Genomic DNA, 23,351 nt, shown 5'->3' with positions numbered 1-23,351 from the left:
GCGTCGATGATTCCTATCTCCACGCTGAACGGAAAGAAGGTCGCTCTCTTCGGCCTCGGCGGCTCCGGCTTTGCCACGGCGCGCGCGCTCGTTGCAGGCGGTGCCGATGTGACGGCCTGGGACGATAATCCGGACAGCGTGGCGAAGGCGGCGGCCGAAGGGATAGCGGTCGCCGATCTGAGAACGATCGACTGGAACGGCCTGTCGGTCTTCGTTTTGTCGCCCGGCGTGCCGCTGACGCATCCAAAGCCACACTGGACCGTCGATCTCGCTCATGCAGCCGGCGTCGAGATCATAGGCGACGTGGAGCTTTTCGTCAGGGAGCGGCGGGCGCATGCGCCGGATTGCCCTTTCATCGCCATCACCGGGACGAATGGCAAATCGACGACGACTGCGCTGATCGCTCATATCCTGCAATCGAGCGGTCGTGACACACAGCTCGGCGGCAATATCGGTACGGCGGTGCTGACGCTCGATCCGCCGAAGGCCGGACGTTTCTACGTCGTCGAATGCTCCTCCTATCAGATCGATCTGGCGCCGACGCTCAATCCTTCAGCAGGAATCCTACTGAACCTGACACCCGATCATCTCGATCGTCACGGCACGATGCAGCATTATGCTGATATCAAGGAGCGGCTCGTGGCCGGCAGCGACGTCGCCGTCGTCGGTGTCGACGACAGCCATTCCTCATTGATCGCCGACCGCATCGAGCGAGCCGGCGGCAAGGTCACACGAATTTCGCGCCGGCACGCATTGGCGGATGGCCTCTATGCCGAAGGTAACCGCATCCTGCGGGCATCGAACGGTGCGGCAAGCGAGATCGCCGATCTCGACGGTATTCAAACGCTGCGCGGCGGCCATAACGCACAGAATGCGGCGGCTGCAATTGCCGCTTGCCTCTCTGTCGGCGTTTCCGCGGAGGAAATTCGTGCTGGTCTGAAATCCTTCCCAGGGCTCAAGCATCGCATGCAACCCGTTGGAAAGCGCGGGCGCGTCATCTTCGTCAACGATTCCAAGGCGACCAATGCGGATGCGGCAGCCCCCGCGCTTTCGAGCTACGAGAATATCTACTGGATCGCCGGCGGTCTGCCGAAGGAGGGTGGCATCACCAGTCTGGCGCCGCTCTTTTCACGGATTGCCAAGGCCTATCTGATCGGCGAGGCCGCGCCCGCCTTTGCGGCGACGCTCGGCGAGCAGGTTCCTTACGAGATTTCCGGCACGCTGGAGCATGCCGTCGCGCATGCTGCTGCGGATGCGGACAGGGATGAGCACGAGTCCGCGGCGGTGATGCTGTCACCGGCCTGCGCAAGCTTCGATCAGTATAAGAATTTCGAGGTCAGGGGCGACGCCTTCGTCAGCCATGTCGCTGCGATCGATGGCGTCACCATGCTGATCGGTTCAGCAACTGGAGGCAAATGATATGGTAAGCCGCGTTGAACGTGGGGCCTTGGCCGAATGGTTCTGGACCATCGACCGCGTGTTTCTCGCCCTTTTCATCCTCTTGATCGGCATCGGCTTCATGCTGTCCTTCGCGGCTTCGCCGGCGGTGGCGGAACGCATCGGGCTTGAGCCGTTCCACTTCGTCAAGCGCCACGCCTTGTTCCTCGTCCCGGCGATCGCGGCGATGATCGGCATTTCCTTCATGACGCCCAGACAGGTGCGACGAACGGCAGTCATTCTGCTGATCGTGTCACTGGCGATGATGCTTTTTGCGCTTTTCTTCGGCATCGAAGTCAAGGGCTCGCGGCGCTGGGTCAATATCGCCGCCCTGTCGATTCAGCCTTCGGAATTCATGAAGCCGGCTTTCGTCGTCGTCTGCGCCTGGTTGTTTTCAGAACATGCGCGCCAGCCGGAGATTCCCGGCAATCTCTTCGCCATCATTCTTTTCGGCATCGTCGTCGCCTTGCTCGTCGCCCAGCCTGACCTTGGCCAGACCATCCTGACGACCGCCGTCTGGGGCGGCATGTTCTTCATGGCCGGCATGCCCTGGCTGTGGATCATCGTGCTTGGCGGTCTTGGCGCGGGCGGTTTCGTCACCGCTTATTATGTATTCGATCACGTCGCGCAGCGCGTGAACAAGTTCCTGACCGGCGAGGGCGATACGTTCCAGGTTGATACCGCCAAGGAAGCGATCGTTCATGGCACCTGGTTCGGTGTCGGCCCGGGCGAGGGCACCGTCAAGCGCATCATCCCGGACGCCCATACCGACTTCATCTTTTCGGTCGCAGCCGAGGAGTTCGGCGCCATCTTCTGCATGGTGCTCGTGCTGATCTTCGCCTTCCTCGTGCTGCGCGGCCTGTCGCATGCCTATAAGGAAAAGAACGATTTCAATCGTTTTGCCGTCGCCGGCCTCGTGCTGCAGATCGGCATTCAGTCGATCATCAACATCGGTGTGAACCTGCAGCTGCTGCCGGCGAAGGGCATGACGCTGCCGCTGATTTCCTACGGCGGTTCGTCGATGACCGCGATCTGCGTGACGGCGGGCTTCATTCTGGCACTCACGCGTCATAGGCCGGAAAAGCGTGCGCAGGATCGGACCATGTTCCGCGTGACGCACGGTTTGCCGGCGGAGTGAGCGTCTTGGGACTACTGGCCATCTGCTCCTCATATCTCCTGCCTGCCGCTCATTCTCCGGTCGCTTTTCCCGAAGCACCGGTCTATGAGGGGGGCTTGGCCCGCGCCGATGACGCGGTCGGTGCGGCTTCCTATATTAGGGAGATGCCCCGAGTAGTGGGGTATTCGCGGGAGCGAAAATTATGAGTAAAGGCATTGTCCTTCTTGCCGCCGGCGGTACCGGCGGTCACGTATTCCCGGCCGAAGCGCTGGCCTATAAGCTGAAAGAGCGCGGCTATTCCGTGCACCTCGTCACCGACAGCCGTGCCGAACGCTATGCCGGCAAATTCCCGGCCGACGAGATCCATGTCGTGCCCTCGGCAACGATCGGTTCGAAGAACCCGGTGAAGGTTGCGCAAGCCCTCTGGACGTTGTGGACCGGCATGCGCGCAGCGCGCAAGCTAATCCAGCGCATCAAGCCCGTCTGTGTCGTCGGCTTCGGCGGCTATCCGACGGTTCCGCCGCTTCTCGCGGCGACGCGTATGGGCGTACCGTCCATGTTGCATGAACAGAATGCCGTCATGGGCCGCGCCAACAAGATGCTGGCGACGCGCGTGCGTGCGATTGCCGGCGGCTTCCTCACGGAAAACGGCGCGTTTGCCGAGAAGACGGTGACCACGGGCAATCCCGTGCGTCCGGCCGTCATCGAGGCGGCCAAGCGTCCGTATGTGCCATCTGGTCCGGAAGATCCGTTTAACCTCGTCGTGTTCGGCGGCAGCCAGGGTGCGCAATATTTCTCGAAGGCCGTGCCGACAGCGATCAGCCTGCTGGAGGAGCCGCTGCGCAAGCGCCTGCGGATCACGCAGCAGGTGCGCCCTGAGGATATGGAGACGGTCAATAGCTGCACGAGAAAGCTTGAGATGGGCGCCGATGTCGCGCCGTTCTTCAACGACATGGCGGAGCGCATCGGTGCTGCGCATCTGGTTCTCTGTCGCTCCGGTGCCTCCACGGTTTCGGAGCTTGCCGTCATCGGGCGCCCGGCGATCCTGGTTCCCTATCCGCATGCGCTCGACCACGACCAGGCAGCCAATGCGGCTGCACTCGCGGCAACCGGTGGCGTCAAGGTCATCGTGCAGTCCGAACTGACGCCAGAGAAACTTTCCACCATCCTGCGCGGTGCCATGACCATGCCGGAAAAGCTCGCAAAGATGGCGGCATCAGCCAAGCAGGCGGGCAAACCGGATGCGGCAAACTTGCTTGCCGACATGGTTGAGGCTATTGCCGCGGGACGTTCAATTCAGCAATTCAAGGGGGCAGGCGCATGAAGCTGCCGAAGGCAATCGGCCTTGTGCATTTTATCGGTATTGGTGGCATCGGAATGAGCGGTATCGCCGAGGTTCTGCATAACCTCGGCCATCGCGTACAGGGTTCCGATCAATCGGAAAGCGCCAACGTGCAGCGTCTGCGCGATAAGGGCATTCCGGTCCATATCGGCCACAAGGCTGAGAACCTCGGCGATGCCGAAGTCGTCGTTGTCTCCACGGCCATCAAGAAGAGCAATCCCGAGCTCGTGGCCGCGCGCGAAAAGCTGCTGCCTGTCGTGCGCCGTGCCGAAATGCTCGCGGAGCTGATGCGCTTCCGCAACGCCATCGCCATCGGTGGCACGCATGGCAAGACCACGACGACATCGCTGGTGGCGACGCTTTTGGAGGCCGGTGGTCTCGATCCTACAGTCATCAACGGCGGCATCATCAATGCCTACGGTACCAACGCGCGCATGGGCGAGGGTGAGTGGATGGTGGTCGAGGCCGATGAATCGGACGGCACCTTCCTGAAGCTGCCGGCAGATGTCGCCGTCGTCACCAATATCGATCCCGAACACCTTGACCACTACGGCAATTTCGATGCTGTCCGTGCCGCCTTCCGGCAGTTCGTCGAGAATGTGCCGTTCTACGGTTTCGGCGTCATGTGCATCGACCATCCGGAGGTACAGTCGCTGGTTGGCCGCATCGAGGACCGCAAGGTGATCACCTATGGCGAGAACCCGCAGGCCGACGTGCGTTTCTCGAATGTACGGATCGATGGCACGCGTTCGCTGTTCGATATCGAAATCCGCAGACGCCGCACCGGCAAGGTGATCCAGATCAAGGATCTCGTCATGCCGATGCCTGGTCGCCACAATATTTCCAATGCGACGGCTGCCGTTGCTGTTGCTAACCGGCTGGGGATTTCCAGCGAAGCGATCGCCAAGGGGCTCGCATCCTTCGGCGGCGTCAAGCGCCGCTTCACGCTGACCGGCGAGTGGAATGGGGTCAAGGTCTTCGACGATTACGGCCATCATCCCGTGGAAATCAAGGCGGTGCTGAAGGCTGCCCGCGAAGCCTGCAAGGGCCGCATCATTGCCGTCCACCAGCCGCATCGCTATACGCGCCTGTCGAGCCTCTTCGAGGAATTTGCAGCCTGCTTCAACGATGCCGACAGCATCTTCCTGGCGCCTGTCTATGCCGCTGGCGAAGAGCCGATCGAGGGCGTGGATTCGCAAACGCTGGTTTCGCGTATCAAAGCCAGCGGTCATCGCGATGCACGCTTTCTGCAATCACAGGAAGATCTTGCCGCCATGGTTGCAGAGATTGCGCAGCCAGGGGATTTTGTGGTTCTGTTGGGGGCTGGTAGCATCACGTATTGGGCAGCATCATTGCCAAAGGAATTGGAAGGCCTCTCGGGTAAGTCCGCATGAAACAAGTAGATGGGGAAAAGCTTCTGGCGTCGCTTGGCGACGGTGTAAAGGACATCAGGGGACGGCTGACGCCGGACGCTCCGATGGATCGTGTGACGTGGTTCCGTGCCGGCGGGTTGGCTGAACTGATGTTCCAGCCGCATGACACGGACGATCTCGTTGCGTTCCTGAAGATCCTGCCGGAAGACGTGCCGCTGACGGTCGTTGGCGTGGGTTCGAACATATTGGTGCGCGACGGCGGCATTCCGGGCGTCGTCCTCAGGCTTTCGGCCAAGGGCTTCGGCTCCGTCGAGCTTGCCGGCGAGAACCGCATCCTGGCCGGTGCGATCTGCCCGGACAAGCACGTCGCTGCCATGGCGATGGATAACAGCATCGGCGGCTTCCATTTCTATTACGGTATTCCCGGGAGCATCGGTGGTGCTGCACGGATGAATGCAGGCGCCAATGGTGCCGAAACCCGTGAGCGTGTCATCGAAGTGCACGCGGTCGACCGCAAGGGCAACAAGCATGTCCTGACCAATGCCGAGATGGGGTACAGCTATCGCCATTCCGATGCGTCTGAAGATCTGATCTTTACCCATGTCCTCTTCGAGGGATATCCGGAGGATCGCGCCAAGATCCGCACCGAAATGGATGCCGTGCGGGCTCATCGCGAAACGGTGCAGCCGGTCCGCGAGAAGACCGGTGGCTCAACCTTCAAGAATCCGGATGGTTTCTCCGCCTGGAAGCTGATCGACGAGGCGGGCTGCCGTGGCCTGGTCATCGGTGGTGCGCAGATGTCGTCGCTGCATTGCAACTTCATGATCAACATGGAGCAGGCGACGGGCTACGATCTGGAATATCTCGGCGAGCAGGTGCGCCGCGAGGTTTTTGAAAAATCCGGCATCAAGCTGGAGTGGGAAATCAAGCGCCTCGGAAACTTCATGCCGGGTCGGGAGGTCCGCCCGTTCCAGGGTGTGACTACCGAGTAGGTCCCGACTGCAATTGGTGCCGTCTTCATAAAATGATTCAGCAAAAAGGCCGGGTTTTCACCCGGCCTTTTCAATTGGTTATACCTGTTTTCTCAGACTTCATCATTGCCCGAGAGCAGGATGCCGATCAGCGAGAGCACTGCTGCGCCGGCGAGGTAGTAGCCGACATAGACAAGGCCGTAATTGGTCGCGAGCGATGTGGCAATGTAGGGTGCCAGGGACGCACCGACGATGCCGCCGAGATTGAAGGTCATCGAAGCGCCTGTATAGCGCACGGTCGTCGGGAAGGGTGCCGCCAGAGCCGCACCGATCGGGCCATAGGTAAAGCCCATCAGGGCAAGGCCGATGATCGAGCAAGCGAAGGCACCGGCAAGGCCAGCCGTCAGCAGCGACGAGTAGAACAGGCCGAAGATGAGGATACCGATCGTCGTCAGGATGAGGACGAGGCGGCGGGAATAGCGGTCGGACAGGAGACCGGAGACTGGGATCATCAGGCCAAAGAAGACGACGCCGACGAGCTGAACGACCAGGAACTGACCCTGCGAGTAGCCGAGGCCGGCCGGAAGCGGACCGGTGCCCGGTGGGCGGGTGCCCCAGCTCAGCGTGAATGCCGTCATCAGATAGAACAGCACGAAGGTCGCCACCGCGATGATGGTGCCGAGGATCAGGCTGCGGAAGTGCGAACGGAAAATGACCGCGATCGGAACGGAAACCCGCTCTTCCTTCTCGATGGCACGCTGGAACTCCGGTGTTTCGGTGATCTTCAGGCGGACATAAAGACCGACTGCTACCAGCACGATGCTGATCAGGAAAGGAACGCGCCAGCCATAGTTGAGGAAGTCCGCATCGGCCATGGTTTCGCGCAGGATGAGGAAAAGGCCGGCCGACAGAATGAAGCCGATAGGGGCGCCGAGTTGCGGGAACATGGCGTACCAGCTGCGCTTGCCCTCCGGTGCGTTTTCCGTCGCAAGCAAGACGGCGCCGCCCCATTCGCCGCCGAGGCCAAGGCCCTGGCCGAGGCGGCAAAGCGCCAGCAGAATCGGTGCGAGAACGCCAATCGACTCATAGGTCGGCAGCATGCCGATCACGACGGTCGAGAGGCCCATGGTCATCAGAGCCGCGACCAGTGTCGCCTTGCGGCCGATTCGGTCGCCGAAGTGGCCGAAGATCATCGCGCCGATCGGGCGCGCGAAGAAGGCGATGGAAAAGGTCGCGAAGGACTGCAGGGTAGCGGACGTCGGGTCGCTTGCCGGGAAAAACAGCTTCGGGAAGACGATAACCGCCGCCGTTGCATAAACATAGAAATCGAAAAATTCGATCGTTGTGCCGATGAGGCTCGCGATCAGAACACGTGCCGGGGAATTCGCAACAGCATTGTTCGATGACGAGGGGGTCGGCGATAAAGGAGATATCGCGTCAGTCATGTTCCCACCATTTCAGAGGACGCTAAGGCGCGCTTAGCGGATAAAAATTGTCCTTAGCGTAATTTTTGTTCAACGCAAACGTTAACTGCGCAAGAAATCAGCGGTTGCGTGCTATTATTTTGACGTAATTGTTGATTCGTGAGCAATCAGTCGGGCGTTTGTTATTGGAGAGGCGTGCTCCGGCGAGTCCTTACCGGAATCTTTTTCCCCAATGGCCGATTCTCGCTTGGATTGCGGGCTGAGGAGAAGGGTTTCATGCAGAAAAAACTCATCGCTGAGTTTCTTGGGACATTTTGGCTCGTTTTCGGCGGCTGCGGTAGTGCGATCTTCGCAGCAGCCTTTCCGAGCCTCGGTATTGGTTTTCTAGGCGTTGCCTTTGCGTTCGGTCTGACTGTGCTGACCATGGCTTTTGCCGTCGGCGGCATATCAGGAGGGCACTTCAATCCGGCCGTTTCGGTCGGCTTGACCGTGGCCGGCCGCTTTCCGGGCGGGCAGCTCGTTCCCTATATTATCGCGCAGGTCATCGGCGCCGCTGTCGCAGCGGCCGTGCTCTATCTGATCGCAAGTGGCAAGGCCGATTTCCAGCTCGGCGGGTTTGCGGCGAATGGTTATGGAGAACATTCTCCCGGCGGCTATTCCATGGTGTCGGCATTGGTGGCCGAAATCGTGCTGACGCTGTTCTTCCTGGTCGTAATTCTGGGTTCGACGAGCAGCAAGGTGCCGGCCGGCTTCGCGCCGATCGCCATCGGCTTGGCGCTGACGCTGATCCATCTGATCTCGATTCCGATCACCAATACGTCGGTCAATCCGGCCCGCTCGACAGGGCAAGCCATATTCGTCGGCGGTTGGGCGCTGCAGCAGCTTTGGCTGTTCTGGGTCGCGCCCATCGTCGGCGGAGCGTTGGGCGGACTCGTCTGGAAACTGGTCGACGACAGCGAGTGATTTCAGCCTCAATTAAAAGCCTTGAGCCCCGCATCGGTCCCTCGATGCGGGGCTCATTGTTTAAAAAAATCTAAATGTAGCGATTTCAAAAGTAGCAACTCCATGATTCCAATGGCAGAATTCTTTAAGTCGGTTTGATTCGAACCATTCGGCCATCGCCAGGACGGCGGAAAGTTAACGAAAGTAAACGCTTCATTAACCTTAATGTCGTTCTAATCGACCTATTGAAAGCAGGGCGAGAATCGCGGTTAGGCGAGGCCCTGCAAACGCAAAGTTAGAGACCGTGGAGTCGGGGGTATTGATGGGTGGCAAGCATGTGGCTGTCCTTTTGGGCGGATTTTCCTCGGAGAGGCCGGTCAGCCTTTCCTCAGGAAAGGCATGCGCCGATGCCCTCGAAGCGGAAGGCTTTCAGGTTACCCGTGTGGATGTCGATCATGACGTTGCCAGTCGGTTAGCCGAGTTGAAGCCCGATGTGGTCTTCAATGCATTGCATGGCCCTTTCGGTGAAGACGGTACCATTCAGGGCATTCTGGAATATCTGCAGATTCCCTATACGCATTCCGGCGTGCTTGCCTCGGCGCTTGCGATGGACAAGTCGCGCGCGAAGACTGTCGCCGCTGCTGCCGGTGTCCCGGTCGCGAGTTCGATCGTCATGGATCGTTTCGCTATTGTTGGCGAGCACCCGATGAAGCCGCCCTATGTCGTCAAGCCCGTGCGCGAAGGCTCGAGCTTCGGTGTCGTTATCGTCAAGGAAGATCAGGCGCATCCGCCGCAGATCGTTACTTCTGCCGAATGGCGCTATGGCGATGAGGTTCTGGTCGAGCGTTATATCTACGGGCGCGAACTGACCTGCGGCGTCATGGACGGCAAGGTTCTCGGTGTGACTGAAATCGTGCCGCTCGGCCACAGCTTCTATGATTATGACGCCAAGTACGCCAAGGGTGGGTCAAAACATGTCTTGCCGGCGGAAATTTCACCGAATCTTTACCAAAAGATACAAACATTATCGTTAAGGGCGCATGAAGCTATCGGCTGCCGCGGCGTTAGTCGATCTGACTTCCGTTTTGACGATCGCTTTTCCGAAGAGGGCGAACTTGTCTGGTTGGAGATCAACACCCAGCCCGGCATGACTCCTACCTCCCTGGTGCCTGAAATGGCCGCTCATGCCGGCTACTCTTTTGGTGAATTTCTCCGGTGGATGGTGGAGGACGCGTCTTGTTTGCGCTGACGGTCAAAAATATGAGGCGGTCCCGTCATCGCGTCCCGCTCGCCATCGACGAGGTCGAGGATGCATTCGTCCTCCCGCGTCCGCTGCGTCGCGCTGTTCGCTTCCTGGTCAGTCTCGGTTCGGGTCGCATTAACATCCCCGCTCACACGGGAACTGTCTCGACCCTCGTTCTCCTCGCGGCGACTGGCCTTTATGGCATGTCCGTTGGCGGTCACACTCAGGCTGTCGCCGAAGCGACGACCTCCGCTGCCGGTTTTGCTATCGAAGATGTGAAGGTCTCCGGCAACGACGAGACCTCCGAAATCGAGATCCTGCAGCTGCTTGGTCTTGATGGCACTACTTCGCTCGTCGCTCTTAATGCCGATGCGGCCCGCCAGAAGATTGCGAATCTGCCGTGGGTTCAGGATGTCGAGGTTCGTAAGGTCTATCCAAAGGCCGTCGAAGTGAAGCTCAAGGAGCGCAAGGCCTATGCCATCTGGCAGCACGGTTCCGAGCTTTCGCTGATCGAGAAGGATGGCAGCGTTATTGCGCCGCTACGCGACAACAAGTTTGCCAAGCTGCCGCTCTTTGTCGGTCGTGATGCCGAAACCGCAGCCGCCTCCATCGACGACCAGTTTGCGAAGTGGCCCGAAATTCGCAGTCATGTGAAGGCTTTCGTGCGTGTCGCTGGTCGCCGCTGGGATCTCTATCTGGACAACGGCGTGATCATCAAATTGCCGGAAGACAATATCGATGACGCGCTGGCGCGGCTGACCAAGCTCGACAAGGATCAAAATCTTTTGCAGCGCGATATCGCTGCCGTCGATCTCCGGATCGATGACCGTACCGCCATTGAATTAACTCCGGATGCCGCAGTTCGTCGCCAGGCCGCAGTCGATGCAAGAAACAAGGCTTTGAAGAAAGCAGGTCAGGATACATGAGCTTATTTGGTTCGTCCCATTTCGGCCTGCCTCGGTTGAAGCCGCTCTCTTCGAAGCGGTCGCATATCGTCTCGGTCCTCGATATCGGCTCGACGAAGGTCGTCTGCATGATCGGTCGGCTGACGCCGCGCGAGGAGAGCCAGGTTCTTCCGAACCGCACGCACAATATCGAGATCATCGGTATCGGCCATCAGCGCTCACGCGGCATCAAGACTGGCGTGATCGCCGATCTCGACGCCTTGGAAGGTGTCGTCCGGCTTGCCGTCGATGCCGCCGAGCGCATGGCCGGCCTCACGGTCGACAGCCTGATCGTCAATGTTTCGGCTGGTCGTCTCGGCAGCGATATCTACACCGCGACCATAGATCTCGGCGGTCAGGAAGTCGAAGCCAACGATCTCAAGAAGGTGCTGGCTGCGGCCTGCCAGCAGTCGGTCCGCCAGGAGCGTGCCGTGCTGCACTCGCTGGCAACGGGCTACTCCCTTGATGGCGAGCGCGGCATTCGCGATCCGCTGGCGATGTTCGGAGACGCGCTCGGTGTCGACATGCATGTGGTGACGGCCGAGCGCGCGGCGCTTCGCAATCTCGAGCTCTGCATCAACCGCGCGCATCTCTCGGTCGAAGGCATGGTGGCAACACCTTACGCCAGCGGTCTTGCAGCCCTCGTCGACGATGAAGTCGAACTCGGCTGCGCTGCGATCGACATGGGCGGCGGTACGACGACGATCTCGGTCTTTGCCGAGGGCAAGCTCGTGCATACGGATGCCGTCAGCCTTGGCGGCCATCATGTCACCACGGACCTTGCCCGCGGCCTTTCCACCCGCATCGAGGATGCGGAGCGCCTGAAGGTCGTTCATGCTTCGGCGCTCGCGAATTCTTCGGAAGAGCGCGAACTGATTTCCATCCCGCCGATCGGCGAAGACGAGCGTGACCAGCCGACACAAGTGCCGAAGGCGCTGGTGTCGCGCATCGTCAAGGCTCGCATCGAGGAAACCCTCGAGCTCATTCGCGATCGCATCCAGCGTTCGGGCTTCAGCCCGATCGTCGGCAAGCGCGTCGTCCTCACGGGCGGCGCGAGCCAGCTGACCGGTTTGCCCGATGTGGCACGCCGTGTTCTTGCCCGCAATGTCCGCATCGGTCGTCCGATGGGCGTGTCTGGTTTGCCGACGGCAGCCAAGGGTCCGGCTTTTTCGACCGCGGTCGGTCTGATGATCTATCCGCAGGTCGCAGACATGGAAACACATGCGCCGAGCAGCGGTCTGCTCTCGTCGTTTGGAGGCAATAACAGCCGGATCGGCCGCGTCGGCCAATGGCTGAAAGAGAGTTTTTGAGTGCCTGATCCCGGAGTTCATTCCGGGGCAAGCGTCAGGCAAGTGAAATCGAGTGAATTGGCCGGCGTGGCGATGCGGCCATAAAGAGAAGGAACGGGTACAATGACTATCAAGCTGCATAAGCCAGATATCACCGAGCTTAAGCCGCGAATCACCGTGTTCGGTGTCGGTGGCGGTGGCGGCAATGCCGTCAACAACATGATCACGGCAGGCCTGCAGGGCGTCGATTTCGTCGTCGCCAACACCGATGCTCAGGCACTGACCATGACGAAGGCGGAGCGGATCATCCAGCTCGGCGTCAACGTCACGGAAGGTCTCGGCGCCGGCTCGCAGCCGGAAGTCGGCCGTGCAGCTGCAGAAGAATGCATCGATGAAATCATCGATCATCTGAACGGCACGCATATGTGCTTCGTCACCGCCGGCATGGGCGGCGGTACGGGCACGGGTGCAGCACCGGTCGTCGCGCAGGCCGCCCGCAACAAGGGCATCCTGACGGTCGGCGTCGTCACCAAGCCGTTTCACTTCGAAGGCGGCCGCCGCATGCGTCTCGCCGAGCAGGGCATCCAGGAACTGCAGAAGTCGGTCGACACGCTGATCGTCATTCCGAACCAGAATCTGTTCCGCATCGCCAACGACAAGACGACTTTCGCCGACGCGTTCTCGATGGCCGACCAGGTTCTCTATTCGGGCGTTGCCTGCATCACCGACCTGATGGTGAAGGAAGGTCTCATCAACCTCGACTTTGCCGACGTCCGTTCGGTCATGCGCGAAATGGGCCGTGCCATGATGGGTACCGGCGAGGCTTCTGGCCAGGGCCGTGCAATGCAGGCTGCTGAAGCTGCGATTGCCAACCCGCTGCTCGACGAAACCTCGATGAAGGGCGCACAGGGCCTGCTGATCTCGATCACGGGCGGTCGCGATCTCACCCTGTTCGAAGTCGACGAAGCCGCAACCCGCATCCGCGAAGAAGTCGATCCCGACGCCAACATCATCCTCGGCGCCACCTTCGACGAATCGCTTGAAGGCATCATCCGCGTTTCTGTCGTCGCAACCGGCATCGATCGCGCGATGAACGAGGCTTCCGACAGGGGCATGGAATTCCGCCCGGCCGCAAAGCCTGCTATGCGTCCTTCCGCGGCCGCCGCTCCGGCAGCGGCCGCAGTTCAGCCTGCCCACGTCTCGCAGGCCCAAACCGCACAGGCTGCCGCTCCGGCTCCTCGTACCGTGGATCCGGTCGCTCAGACCATTCGTGCGGCAGAAGCCGATCTGGAGCGCGAACTGGAATTCCAGATGAGCCGGCAGGCTCAGGTGCCGCAGCAGCCGGTCATGCAGCAGGCAGCAGCGCCGGAAGATAACTTCCGTCCGCAGAGCCGCATCTTCGCAGCCGCTCCGGAGCCTCAGCCGGTCCGTCAGGCCCCGGTTCAGCCACAGCCGCAGGCGCCGGTCATGCATCAGCAGCCGGTCATCCGTCAGGCTCCCGAGCAGGTCCGCATGCCGAAGGTCGAGGATTTCCCGCCGGTCGTTAAGGCTGAAATGGAACATCGCGCCCAGCCGGCCGCTGCCCAGGCTACCGAAGAGCGCGGCCCGATGGGGCTGCTGAAGCGAATCACCAATTCGCTCGGCCGCCGCGAAGAAGATCCGGCTTTCGACGACATGATGGCTTCGACGAACAATGCCGCTCCGCAGCAGCGTCGTGCGCCGTCGCAGGAAGCAAGCCTCTACGCTCCGCGTCGCGGCAATCTCGACGATCATGGCCGCCCGGTCCCGCAGGCGCGCATGGCAAGCCATGAGGACGATCAGCTCGAGATTCCGGCTTTCCTGCGCCGGCAGTCGAACTGACCCGCAACAGGCAGCCCTTTAATAGGTTGCTAACCATATTGAGGAAATCCGGGGCCGAAAGGCTCCGGATTTTCTTATTTTATAACCATTGTCTTATTTAAAATTATCCAATGAATTCAATTGGCTGCTTTCGTAACAAAACGAAAGAAACAGTGATTTGGAATGCGATGTCTCGACGCGTATGTAGATATCAAGCAAGCCCGCTGAATCACATTCGGAGACGAATATATGTGAGTGCGTGGCATAGTTAACAGACTGAACCGGCAATAAAGGGTAAGCGTCCGAAGATGACCGCCCAGCCTGGATCAGGCAGACGAAGGCAGAATTACATGGCAATTGGATTGCTTGGTTTTCAGACCACCATTGCAAACCCCGCGACACTTTCCGGTATTGGCGTTCATTCCGGTGCCAACGTGTCGATCACTTTCTATCCCGCCGAAGCCGGTACCGGTGTCGTTTTCCAGCGCCTGCACGACAATGGCGATGTGACCGAACTGCGCGCCGTTTCCTCGCAGGTCGGCAATACGGATCTCTGCACGGTTCTCGGTTTTTCCTCGGCGCGCTCGGTCGCGACGGTCGAGCACGTCATGGCTGCGATCTACGCGATCGGCCTCGATAACGTTGTTGTCGAGGTGTCCGGTGCGGAAATGCCGATCATGGACGGCAGCTCCTATCCTTTCATCGAGGCGATCGAGCAGGCGGGTATCGTCTCGCTCGGTGTCAAGCGTCGCTACATCCGCGTCATCAAGCCGGTGCGGATCGAAGCTGGTGGCTCCTGGTGCGAGTTCCGTCCCTATGACGGCACGCGCTTCGAAGTTGAGATCGATTTCGAATGCCCGCTGATCGGCCGCCAGAAGTGGCAGGGCGATCTGACGGCCGAAACCTTCAAGACGGAACTGTCGCGCGCCCGTACCTTCGGCTTCATGCGCGATGTCGAGTCGCTGTGGGCTTCGGGCCATGCGCTGGGTTCGTCGCTGGAAAACTCTGTCGTCATTTCGGACGACAACACCGTCATCAACGTCGAGGGCCTGCGTTACGCCAAGGACGAATTCGTTCGCCACAAGACGCTCGATGCCGTTGGCGACCTGGCTTTGGCCGGTGCACAGTTCATCGGTTGCTACCGCTCATATCGTGGTGGTCATCGCATGAATGCGAATGCTCTGAAGGCATTGCTCAGCGATGCTTCGGCTTACGAGGTCGTCGAAGCATCGGCACCCCGCCAGCGCGGTCACGGTCGCGAGTTCATCGCGGTCAACGCCCCGGAATTCGCTCCCTGGTCGGCGTGATCCTTTCGGGATTGGAATGAGAAAAGCTGCCGCCCTGATGAAGGGCGGCTCTTTTTTTGGCGGCGACTCAGTGGGTCTGCCTTCGGTCGCGAAGCGGCGGCAGGCAGAAGGGAACGATATGAGAAATCGCTGTCAAAACAGTGATTAAAGGCTGCGGATATGCGGTCTTTGCCACAAAAATGCGTTAATGCACCATCAATGCGTTGCCCTGATGGTGTTTTTGCGGCTAGAAACGCCAGCGAGAGAGAACGCCGTCTCCGCAACGACGGTTATGGGACAGTCATCCGATGGGTTTTGCAAGGTCTGAACGCATGAATATCACAGCACGGGCTTTGCTCGTATCGTTCCTTCTGGCCGGTACCGGTGTGGTGGTGACAGGGTGTAATACGAAGAAGGATATCGACATCACCAAGCTTGGTGTCGAGACCGATCCGCCGGAGATGCTCTACAATCAGGGCCTTGCCAACATCAAAGCTGGCAACATGACGGAGGCTGGCAAGAAGTTCGATGCCATCAATCAGCAGCAACCTTTCTCCGAATGGGCGCGCAAGGCATTGGTAATGAGCACCTTCGTGAAATACCGCACAGGCCGGTATGACGACGCGGTGCAGACCGGCAATACCTATCTCAAGCAATATCCCGGCTCGGAAGATGCCGACTATGTGCAATATCTGGTCGGTTCTTCCTATGCCAAGCAGATAGTGGACGTGACGCAGGACCAGCGTGCTGCACAGCAGACGATCGAGGCGATGACCAAGCTCGTCAACACCTATCCGAAGTCGCAATATGTCAGCGACGCTCAGGAAAAGATCCGCTTTGCCAAGGATCAGCTTGCCGGCAAGGAAATGCAGGTCGGCCGTTATTATCTGGAGCGCAAGGATTATCTGGCTGCCATCTCCCGCTTCCGTGTGGTGGTGGAGCAGTATCCGACGACGAACCAGATCGAAGAAGCGCTGGCACGACTCGTCGAAGCCTATTATGCAATGGGTATTGTTCCCGAAGCCCAGACGGCCGCCGCGGTTCTCGGTCACAACTATCCGGACAGCCGCTGGTATAAGGATTCCTATCAGCTGCTGCAGAAGGGCGGCGTCGAGCCGAGCGAAAATTCGGGCTCGTGGATTTCCAGGGCGGGCAAGAAACTTCTTCTTGGGACGTGAGATTGAGCACAGATGCTGATCCAGCTTTCGATCCGCGATATCGTTTTGATCGAGCGGCTGGATCTTGCCTTCGAGTCCGGGCTTTCGGTTTTGACCGGCGAGACGGGTGCGGGCAAATCCATCCTGCTTGACAGCCTGTCGCTGGCCCTGGGCGGGCGTGGCGATGGCGGGCTTGTGCGCCATGGCGAGGAGCGCGGTCAGGTGACCGCTGTGTTCGATGTCGGCACGCAGCATCCAGCCCGCAAGCTTCTGCGCGAAAACGGCATCGATGATGACGGCGATTTGATTTTCCGCCGCGTTCAATCCGCCGATGGCCGCACCAAAGCCTTTGTCAACGATCAGGCCCTCAGCGTTCAGCTCATGCGCCAGATCGGGCAGCTCCTTGTCGAAATCCACGGTCAGCATGATGACCGAGCGCTCGTCGATACGGATGCGCACCGCATCTTGCTCGATGCTTTCGCTGGCCTCGCCGACGAGGCGCAGGAAGTCGGCAGGCTTTACAAGATCTGGCGCGATACCGATCGCACGTTAAGGAAGCATAGAGAGCAGGTTGAGAGGGCCGCCCGCGAGGCCGACTATCTTCGCGCCTCCGTCGAGGAATTGGAGAAGCTCTCGCCGCAGGACGGCGAAGAAGACGAGCTTGCCGAAAAACGCTCGCGGATGATGAAGGCCGAGCGTATTGCCGGCGATATTGCCGAGGCCTCCGAATTCCTCAATGGCAACGCATCGCCCGTGCCGCATATCGCCTCGCTGGTGCGCCGGCTGGAGCGAAAGAGTCATGAGGCACCTGGCCTTCTGGAAGATACCGTCGCATTGCTGGATGCCGCTCTCGATCAGCTTTCCAACGCGCAGATGGAGGTTGAAGCCGCGCTGCGTAAGACGGAATACGATCCGCGCGAACTGGAGCGGGTCGAGGAGCGCCTCTTTGCGTTGCGGGGCGCCTCGCGTAAATATTCCGTGCCGGTGACGGAACTGCCGGCCCTGGCCGCACGCATGATTTCCGATCTTGCAGATGTCGATGCCGGCGAGGAGCGGCTGGCGCGACTTGACGCCGAGCTCGCCGCTGCAAAGGCGGCTTACGACGTTGCCGCGCGCGGCCTGTCGGAGAAGCGCCGTCACGCAGGCGAGGCGCTTGCAGTGGCCGTCATGGCCGAATTGCCAGCCCTGAAGCTCGAGCGTGCGCGTTTCATGGTGGAGATATCAAGCGATCCCGAAGCCGGAACGGCCGATGGCATCGATGTCGTCGAATTCCACGTTCAGACCAACCCCGGTACGCGTCCAGGCCCGATCACCAAGGTTGCTTCCGGAGGCGAGCTGTCGCGCTTTCTCCTGGCATTGAAGGTTGCGCTCGCCGATCGCGGCTCGGCGCCGACCCTCGTATTCGACGAAATTGACACCGGTGTCGGTGGCGCCGTCGCCGATGCGATTGGCCAGAGGCTGAAGCGCCTGTCCGATCGCGTACAGGTGCTGTCGGTTACCCATGCACCGCAGGTCGCCGCTCGCGCCGCAACGCATCTCCTGATCTCCAAGGGGCCGGTCGCGGATGGCTCGGAAAAAATTTCCACGCGCGTCGCCACCATGGAGCCGAAGGATCGCACCGAGGAAATCGCACGCATGCTTGCCGGCGCTTCTGTGACCGAAGAGGCGAGGGCGGCCGCCAAACGCTTGCTGGCCGGCAACGGCTGATCTCACGACTGTCCATGGAGCAGATATCGGCCACGATCTGCCACGGACATCTCGCTCGGTCTTTCGGCAGTCCTGCGTCACATGTCCTTCATCGTCCCCGGCTAGGCAGGCTGGAATCCGGAGACCGTCAATGCACTCGACCGTACAGCCAAATCGCCCCAAAATCGCGGAAACCGTTATCCACCCGACAGCGAAGATAAGAGATTCGCGCATCGGCAGATGCTGCGAGATTTTGGAAGACACATCTCTACACGCAGCCGAACTCGGGGATTTCTCCTATCTGGGCCCCCGCTGCATCGTCGGCGACGCAACGATTGGAAAGTTTTGCGCCATTGCGGCGGAGGTGAGGATCGGTGCTCCCAATCACCCGATGGACCGCCCCTCGATGCATCGCTTCACCTATTGTCCGGAATATTACTCGGCGGACGCCGTGCGGGATCATGCGTTTTTCGATCGGCGGAAGGAAGACCGCGCTGTCATCGGCAATGACGTCTGGATTGGTCACGGCGTGACCGTCTTGCCGGGCGTAAAGGTTGGAGACGGTGCCGTGCTCGCAGCCGGTGCAGTCATCACCAAAGATGTCCAGCCATATACGATCGTCGGCGGTATTCCCGCGAAATTCATTCGAGAGCGCTTCACGCGAAGCATTGCAGAGAGGCTTGCGTCCATTGCCTGGTGGGATTGGCCGTTTGAAACAATCATCGAGCGGCTTGCTGATTTTCAATCAAGCGACATAGAAGCCTTTTGCGAGCGCTGGTCTTGATCCGCGTCTGCGCGACATGCATCATAGCCGGCACTTAGGATCGATCATATCCTCCGCAGACCCGCGGGATTTGTGTGCTTTGTTTATTCTCGCCAGAACATAGAAACCATGCTGCCCGTCAGGCAATACGGCGCCAAAGACGCCGACCACCACGTTTTCCATATTTGAACGGGCGCCATCGATGCCATCCGCGACGAGTTGCAGCGGGTTCAAATTCGAGAGGTCATCGGCCGTATGGAAACTTGCCCACCAGCCAGCTCGGGTCTTCAGGTCCGTAAACCGGCCGCTTTCAATCTCCGTCACATGAGCCTTCAAGAGTGCCCTAAAGCGAGGTGTCTCGCACCCCATATGAATGTGAAGCCGATCTTGCGTGCGCCAGCTGGCGGCGTTTATCGCCAGAGCAAAATTCTGCCTCGAAGCCTTCGTTGCACGCGGATCGATTGCCGATAACTCTTTCCACGCTTCCTCAAAGTAGTTCGGCGCGCCTGCGGTCAGAAGGCGAGGGTCCTCGATACCGGGGACGTCGGCGAGGGGCGCAAGAATGGTTCGCTCTTTGTCAGCCGGTTCGCGAAGGACAACGTAGGACGACAGCGGATCCGGCGACTCCACTATTTTGAGGCACGGATATGGCGATCCTGTCAGGGTGGAGTTGATCTCACAAGCTCTAACGACCAGCCCCAAGGCAGAGCGGCTGACGAACGAGCTCATGATCAAGACTGCACCGATGAGAAAAATGGAGAGAACGGCAAGACGATGCTTCATGCGTGATTTCGAATTTCTGCTGACGATCCGATCATTTCCAGAGGTCTCGCTCTCATAATAACTTATCTTAAATCCCTTGTGATACTCGGGAAAGAGCTGCTGCTCGGGAATTGGAAAGAGAATTCCACCAAGGCAGGCTCGATGCTGATATTTCCCGCACCTGTAACATCAAGAACGGCCGATCATGGCGTAAAGTTGTCGTGAACGCTACCATCATGGTCATTGGCGTTCGGTAACTGAAATGCAGATTTTTCCCTTTGTTTTTACGTGCTCCGAGCCGAAAACCGCTTCGCACTTTTTGCTGAAGTGATCTAAAACATCTCCGAAATCGGGGAGTGTAGATTCATGAGCACCGAACAGAAGCCCGTGGAAGATTTGAGCGAAGAGGAAGCGGCCGCAGCGCTTGCCTATCTGGCTGCAGAGATCGCGCGCAACGACGCGCTTTATCATGGCAAGGATGCGCCGGAGATTTCGGATGCCGAGTATGATGCGCTGAAGCGGCGTAATGATGCGATCGAGGCCCGGTTTCCCGCATTGATTCGCGCCGATAGCCCATCACGCCGGGTCGGTGCCGCCCCCTCGGAGACCTTTGCGCCTGTCGTCCACGCCAGGCCGATGCTCTCGCTCGACAACACCTTCTCGCAAGAAGATGTCGAGGATTTCGTCGCCAGCGTCTATCGCTTTCTCGGTCGCCTGCCTGACAATTCCATTGCCTTCACAGCGGAGCCGAAGATCGACGGCCTTTCCATGTCCATCCGCTACGAGAATGGCCGCATGGTGAGCGCCGCGACGCGCGGCGACGGCACGACAGGTGAGAATGTCACCGCCAATATCAGGACCATCAAGGAAATCCCTCAGACCTTGCCAGCGGGCGCTCCCTCGGTCGTCGAGGTGCGAGGTGAGGTCTATATGGCCAAGAGCGACTTCCTAGCGCTCAACGCGCAGATGGAGGCCGAGGGCAAGCAGACCTATGTCAATCCTCGCAATACGGCCGCCGGATCGCTGCGCCAGCTCGACGCGAAGGTGACGGCCAGCCGCAAGCTGAAGTTCTTTGCCTATGCCTGGGGCGAGATGTCCGACATGCCGGCGGATACGCAATACGGCATGGTGCAGACCTTCAAATCCTGGGGCTTTCCCGTCAACCCGTTGATGGAGCGCTTGAATTCGGTTGCCGATATTCTCGCGCATTACGATCAGATAGGGCTGCAACGGCCCGATCTCGATTACGATATCGATGGCGTCGTCTATAAGGTCGACAGCCTGGAACTGCAGGCTCGCCTTGGTTTCCGCTCCCGCTCGCCGCGCTGGGCGACCGCGCATAAATTTCCGGCGGAACAGGCATTCACGCGTTTGGTCGGTATCGATATCCAGGTCGGCCGCACCGGCGCCCTGACGCCGGTCGCGCGCCTCGAGCCGATTACGGTCGGCGGCGTCGTGGTGACCAATGCGACCCTTCACAATGCCGACTACATCAAGGGCATCGGCAACAAGGGCGAGCCGATCCGCGATGGCCGCGATATTCGTGTCGGTGACATGGTGATCGTCCAGCGCGCAGGCGATGTCATCCCGCAGATCGTCGATGTCGTGCTGGAAAAGCGAGAAGCGTCAACTGCGCCCTACGAGTTCCCCAAAGTCTGTCCGGTTTGCGGAAGCCACGCGGTGCGCGATATCAATGAGAAGACTGGTAAGGTCGATGCCGTCACACGTTGCACCGGCGGGTTCATCTGCCGGGCGCAGGCGACCGAGCATCTCAAGCATTTCGTTTCGCGCAATGCCTATGACATCGAGGGTCTGGGCTCGAAGCAGATCGATTTCTTCTTCGAGAGCGAGGATCCGGCGCTACAGATAAAGACCGCGCCTGACATCTTCACCCTGGAAAAGCGTCAGCAAACGTCACTGACGAAGCTGGAAAATATCGATGGTTTCGGCAAGGTCAGTGTTGGCAAGCTTTATGCCGCGATCAATGAGCGGCGCCAGATCGCCCTGCATCGCTTCATCTTCGCGCTCGGTATTCGCCATGTCGGCGAGACGACGGCGAAGCTTCTGGCGCGGTCCTACGGCACTTATGCGGCCTTCGAGGCAGGGATGAAGGAAGCGGCACCCCTTAGCGGCGATGCGTGGAACGACCTCAACAATATCGAGGGCATCGGCGAGGTAGTGGCGCGCGCCATCGTCGAATTCTACAAGGAGCCGCGGAATACCGAAGTCATCGCGAAGCTCCTGGAGGAGGTGCAGCCTCAAGAAGCGGAGCAGCCGGTGACTTCGGGCAGTCCGGTGGCCGGCAAGACCGTCGTCTTTACGGGCTCTCTGGAAAAGTTCACCCGCGACGAAGCCAAGGCGAAGGCCGAGAGCCTAGGCGCCAAAGTTTCCGGCTCCGTGTCGAAGAAGACCGATATCGTCGTGGCGGGGCCGGGCGCTGGCTCCAAGCTCGACAAAGCGCGCGAGTTCAACGTCCAGGTCATGACCGAGGACGAGTGGCTGGATTTGATCGGCTGATGATGGGCGGCGGCGGAATCATATCCGCCGCCGCGTCATTGCTCACAATCTCAGCCGCGCCATCGTGAACGCGTCCACATATTCGCCGTTGCGGAAACCGAAGGCGCGTAGACGTCCCTCGGTTTCGAACCCGAATTTCTCGTAAAGGCCGATCGCCGGCGCGTTGTCGACATAGACGGTCAGTTCCAGCCGTTTGATCGCCAGCCAGTTGTCCGCGGTATCGATGAGAGCGCCCAATAGCGCGGAGCCGATGCCGCAGCCCGTAAAATCGTCATGTACGCCCATACCAATATTACCGCTGTGGATCCGGCGGCCCGCAAAGCGGTTCAGGCCGGCATTGCCGACAATCCGCCCGTCAAGTACGGCGACAAGGCCGGTCGAATTGGGCGACGATTTCTCCAGCCATTGCCGTGTTTCCTCGACGCTTTGAAAGGGCAGGCGAAGCGTGCCGGCGCGAAAGCCGGGTAGATTGGCCATGGCCGCAATTCCTTCCGCGTCGGATGGGTGCGATGCACGAATCTCGATGGCGCCGATCTTGCCTGATCGTCGTTTGGCGGGTTCTTGCTCCTCGAAAGACATAGGCTCTCCTTGATATTGATGAGGAGAGCAAGGAGGCTTCAACCCTGCTCGCCTCGGCAGGGTTGAGATGGATCGCGGTCAGCTCAGCGCAACACAGCTTCCACTCGCCCTGCAAGGGGAGAGATGGTGTGAAGGTGCATTACTGTGGTCCGGTCTGCGATCATGGGCGGATGATCCGATGTGGCGTGAAGGTTGTCAATCGTCACCGCATAAATCCTTCGATTGCGGTGTCTTTGAGGCGCAATGCGATTGCCTCGTCTGCATGCTACTTGACAGGCAACCATTTGGTTGCTTATAAGATCATAAAAGGCAACCAAATGGTTTCGTATCTGTGGATGATGATGCAGTCTTCAAGGCGTTGGCGGATGCCAGCCGGCGGCAATTGCTCGACAGGCTCCATGAGCGGAACGGGCAGACCCTGAACGCGCTCTGCGAGGATTTGGACATGAGCCGCCAGGCAGTCGCCAAGCATCTTGCCATTCTGGAGGAGGCCAATCTGATTTCCACCCAGAAGCATGGGCGCGAGAAGCTGCATTTCATCAACGCGGTCCCGATCAACGGCATCGCCGAACGCTGGATCAACAAGTTCGAACAGCGGCATCTGAATACGCTTTCGGCCTTGAAAAAGGCGCTGGAAGGCGAGGGCGGGCAGTGAGCTCAAGAACAGAGGAATTCAAACA

The 23,351-nt window shown here is 59.5% G+C and carries 19 protein-coding genes; 16 read left to right on the top strand and 3 right to left on the bottom strand.

Going from position 1 to position 23,351, the window contains the following annotated elements; genetic code table 11:
• Positions 1–6 precede the first annotated feature (6 nt).
• The 5 genes from murD to murB all read left to right on the top strand — a co-directional run bounded on the left by murD (position 7) and on the right by murB (position 6,261).
• On the top strand, positions 7–1,419 hold the full coding sequence (murD, locus tag AC13RE_RS04005) for a UDP-N-acetylmuramoyl-L-alanine--D-glutamate ligase (protein ID WP_488562022.1): 1,413 nt from the start codon (positions 7–9) through the stop codon (positions 1,417–1,419).
• Position 1,420: 1 nt separating this feature from the next.
• Positions 1,421–2,575 carry a putative lipid II flippase FtsW gene (gene ftsW / locus AC13RE_RS04000; RefSeq protein ID WP_015340353.1) on the top strand — a complete coding sequence of 385 codons (1,155 nt, stop codon included), beginning with the start codon at positions 1,421–1,423 and terminating at the stop codon, positions 2,573–2,575.
• Positions 2,576–2,756: 181 nt separating this feature from the next.
• Positions 2,757–3,878, top strand: coding sequence for an undecaprenyldiphospho-muramoylpentapeptide beta-N-acetylglucosaminyltransferase (gene murG, locus AC13RE_RS03995; protein WP_132716994.1), 1,122 nt, complete (start codon positions 2,757–2,759; stop codon positions 3,876–3,878).
• On the top strand, positions 3,875–5,290 hold the full coding sequence (gene murC / locus AC13RE_RS03990; protein WP_112334491.1) for a UDP-N-acetylmuramate--L-alanine ligase: 1,416 nt from the start codon (positions 3,875–3,877) through the stop codon (positions 5,288–5,290). The genes murG and murC overlap by 4 nt, the downstream gene beginning before the upstream one ends.
• Complete coding sequence (gene murB / locus AC13RE_RS03985; RefSeq protein WP_112334493.1) at positions 5,287–6,261, top strand: UDP-N-acetylmuramate dehydrogenase; 975 nt, start codon at positions 5,287–5,289, stop codon at positions 6,259–6,261. The genes murC and murB overlap by 4 nt, the downstream gene beginning before the upstream one ends.
• A 92-nt stretch (positions 6,262–6,353) precedes the next feature.
• Here the strand turns inward: murB and AC13RE_RS03980 are convergent, their stop codons facing one another.
• The gene (locus tag AC13RE_RS03980; RefSeq protein WP_132716993.1) at positions 6,354–7,685 is read right to left on the bottom strand and encodes an MFS transporter; all 1,332 of its coding nucleotides are present in this window, start codon (positions 7,683–7,685) and stop codon (positions 6,354–6,356) included.
• Positions 7,686–7,940: 255 nt separating this feature from the next.
• Between AC13RE_RS03980 and aqpZ the strand changes: the two genes are divergently transcribed.
• The 9 genes from aqpZ to AC13RE_RS03935 all read left to right on the top strand — a co-directional run bounded on the left by aqpZ (position 7,941) and on the right by AC13RE_RS03935 (position 18,834).
• The gene (gene aqpZ / locus AC13RE_RS03975; protein ID WP_488483100.1) at positions 7,941–8,627 is read left to right on the top strand and encodes an aquaporin Z; all 687 of its coding nucleotides are present in this window, start codon (positions 7,941–7,943) and stop codon (positions 8,625–8,627) included.
• 301 nt (positions 8,628–8,928) lie between these two features.
• Positions 8,929–9,855, top strand: a complete 927-nt coding sequence (locus AC13RE_RS03970; RefSeq protein ID WP_488562021.1) for a D-alanine--D-alanine ligase — start codon at positions 8,929–8,931, stop codon at positions 9,853–9,855.
• Entirely contained in the window at positions 9,843–10,775 is a 933-nt protein-coding gene (locus tag AC13RE_RS03965) for a cell division protein FtsQ/DivIB (RefSeq protein ID WP_132716990.1), read from the top strand. The genes AC13RE_RS03970 and AC13RE_RS03965 overlap by 13 nt, the downstream gene beginning before the upstream one ends.
• Complete coding sequence (ftsA, locus tag AC13RE_RS03960; protein ID WP_075850914.1) at positions 10,772–12,103, top strand: cell division protein FtsA; 1,332 nt, start codon at positions 10,772–10,774, stop codon at positions 12,101–12,103. Before AC13RE_RS03965 ends, ftsA begins: the two co-directional genes overlap by 4 nt.
• Positions 12,104–12,205: 102 nt before the next feature.
• On the top strand, positions 12,206–13,942 hold the full coding sequence (gene ftsZ / locus AC13RE_RS03955) for a cell division protein FtsZ (protein WP_488483102.1): 1,737 nt from the start codon (positions 12,206–12,208) through the stop codon (positions 13,940–13,942).
• Positions 13,943–14,271: 329 nt separating this feature from the next.
• Positions 14,272–15,228, top strand: a complete 957-nt coding sequence (gene lpxC, locus AC13RE_RS03950) for a UDP-3-O-acyl-N-acetylglucosamine deacetylase (RefSeq protein WP_488562020.1) — start codon at positions 14,272–14,274, stop codon at positions 15,226–15,228.
• Positions 15,229–15,515: 287 nt separating this feature from the next.
• Positions 15,516–16,385: an outer membrane protein assembly factor BamD gene (locus tag AC13RE_RS03945; protein ID WP_181476096.1), complete on the top strand. Its 870-nt coding sequence runs from the start codon at positions 15,516–15,518 to the stop codon at positions 16,383–16,385.
• Positions 16,386–16,397: 12 nt separating this feature from the next.
• Entirely contained in the window at positions 16,398–18,071 is a 1,674-nt protein-coding gene (gene recN / locus AC13RE_RS03940) for a DNA repair protein RecN (protein WP_488562019.1), read from the top strand.
• Positions 18,072–18,201: 130 nt separating this feature from the next.
• Entirely contained in the window at positions 18,202–18,834 is a 633-nt protein-coding gene (locus AC13RE_RS03935; RefSeq protein ID WP_488562018.1) for a DapH/DapD/GlmU-related protein, read from the top strand.
• A gap of 21 nt (positions 18,835–18,855) precedes the next feature.
• On the opposite strand, the gene AC13RE_RS03930 is transcribed toward AC13RE_RS03935, so the two are convergent.
• Positions 18,856–19,596 (bottom strand): CDP-diacylglycerol diphosphatase, encoded by a 741-nt coding sequence (locus tag AC13RE_RS03930; RefSeq protein WP_132716985.1) that lies wholly within the window; start codon positions 19,594–19,596, stop codon positions 18,856–18,858.
• A 345-nt stretch (positions 19,597–19,941) separates the two neighbouring features.
• Here AC13RE_RS03930 and ligA point away from each other — a divergent pair, with 345 nt between their 5' ends.
• Positions 19,942–22,092 (top strand): NAD-dependent DNA ligase LigA, encoded by a 2,151-nt coding sequence (gene ligA, locus AC13RE_RS03925; protein WP_132716984.1) that lies wholly within the window; start codon positions 19,942–19,944, stop codon positions 22,090–22,092.
• 42 nt (positions 22,093–22,134) lie between these two features.
• Here ligA and AC13RE_RS03920 read toward each other — a convergent pair whose 3' ends face one another.
• A complete protein-coding gene (locus tag AC13RE_RS03920; protein ID WP_488562017.1) occupies positions 22,135–22,671 on the bottom strand; it encodes a GNAT family N-acetyltransferase in 537 nt (178 codons plus the stop codon).
• 331 nt (positions 22,672–23,002) lie between these two features.
• Between AC13RE_RS03920 and AC13RE_RS03915 the strand changes: the two genes are divergently transcribed.
• A complete protein-coding gene (locus AC13RE_RS03915) occupies positions 23,003–23,326 on the top strand; it encodes a winged helix-turn-helix domain-containing protein (protein ID WP_132716982.1) in 324 nt (107 codons plus the stop codon).
• Positions 23,327–23,351 lie beyond the last annotated feature (25 nt).

It is taken from the genome of Martinezella sp. CNPSo 3959 (genome assembly GCF_057784355.1).
This window is presented reverse-complemented; position numbering and strand designations above follow the sequence as displayed.

What these genes read in the sequence shown, in the direction of transcription:
- ftsA (WP_075850914.1), top strand. Translation starts at nt 10,772, where the DNA reads ATGAGCTTATTTGGTTCGTCCCATTTCGGCCTGCCTCGGTTGAAGCCG.
- ligA (WP_132716984.1), top strand. Translation starts at nt 19,942, where the DNA reads ATGAGCACCGAACAGAAGCCCGTGGAAGATTTGAGCGAAGAGGAAGCG.
- murC (WP_112334491.1), top strand. Translation starts at nt 3,875, where the DNA reads ATGAAGCTGCCGAAGGCAATCGGCCTTGTGCATTTTATCGGTATTGGT.
- AC13RE_RS03930 (WP_132716985.1), bottom strand. Translation starts at nt 19,596, where the DNA reads ATGAAGCATCGTCTTGCCGTTCTCTCCATTTTTCTCATCGGTGCAGTC.
- aqpZ (WP_488483100.1), top strand. Translation starts at nt 7,941, where the DNA reads ATGCAGAAAAAACTCATCGCTGAGTTTCTTGGGACATTTTGGCTCGTT.
- ftsZ (WP_488483102.1), top strand. Translation starts at nt 12,206, where the DNA reads ATGACTATCAAGCTGCATAAGCCAGATATCACCGAGCTTAAGCCGCGA.
- murB (WP_112334493.1), top strand. Translation starts at nt 5,287, where the DNA reads ATGAAACAAGTAGATGGGGAAAAGCTTCTGGCGTCGCTTGGCGACGGT.
- AC13RE_RS03945 (WP_181476096.1), top strand. Translation starts at nt 15,516, where the DNA reads ATGGGTTTTGCAAGGTCTGAACGCATGAATATCACAGCACGGGCTTTG.
- murD (WP_488562022.1), top strand. Translation starts at nt 7, where the DNA reads ATGATTCCTATCTCCACGCTGAACGGAAAGAAGGTCGCTCTCTTCGGC.
- AC13RE_RS03920 (WP_488562017.1), bottom strand. Translation starts at nt 22,671, where the DNA reads ATGTCTTTCGAGGAGCAAGAACCCGCCAAACGACGATCAGGCAAGATC.
- recN (WP_488562019.1), top strand. Translation starts at nt 16,398, where the DNA reads ATGCTGATCCAGCTTTCGATCCGCGATATCGTTTTGATCGAGCGGCTG.
- AC13RE_RS03970 (WP_488562021.1), top strand. Translation starts at nt 8,929, where the DNA reads ATGGGTGGCAAGCATGTGGCTGTCCTTTTGGGCGGATTTTCCTCGGAG.
- ftsW (WP_015340353.1), top strand. Translation starts at nt 1,421, where the DNA reads ATGGTAAGCCGCGTTGAACGTGGGGCCTTGGCCGAATGGTTCTGGACC.
- AC13RE_RS03980 (WP_132716993.1), bottom strand. Translation starts at nt 7,685, where the DNA reads ATGACTGACGCGATATCTCCTTTATCGCCGACCCCCTCGTCATCGAAC.
- lpxC (WP_488562020.1), top strand. Translation starts at nt 14,272, where the DNA reads ATGGCAATTGGATTGCTTGGTTTTCAGACCACCATTGCAAACCCCGCG.
- AC13RE_RS03935 (WP_488562018.1), top strand. Translation starts at nt 18,202, where the DNA reads ATGCACTCGACCGTACAGCCAAATCGCCCCAAAATCGCGGAAACCGTT.
- murG (WP_132716994.1), top strand. Translation starts at nt 2,757, where the DNA reads ATGAGTAAAGGCATTGTCCTTCTTGCCGCCGGCGGTACCGGCGGTCAC.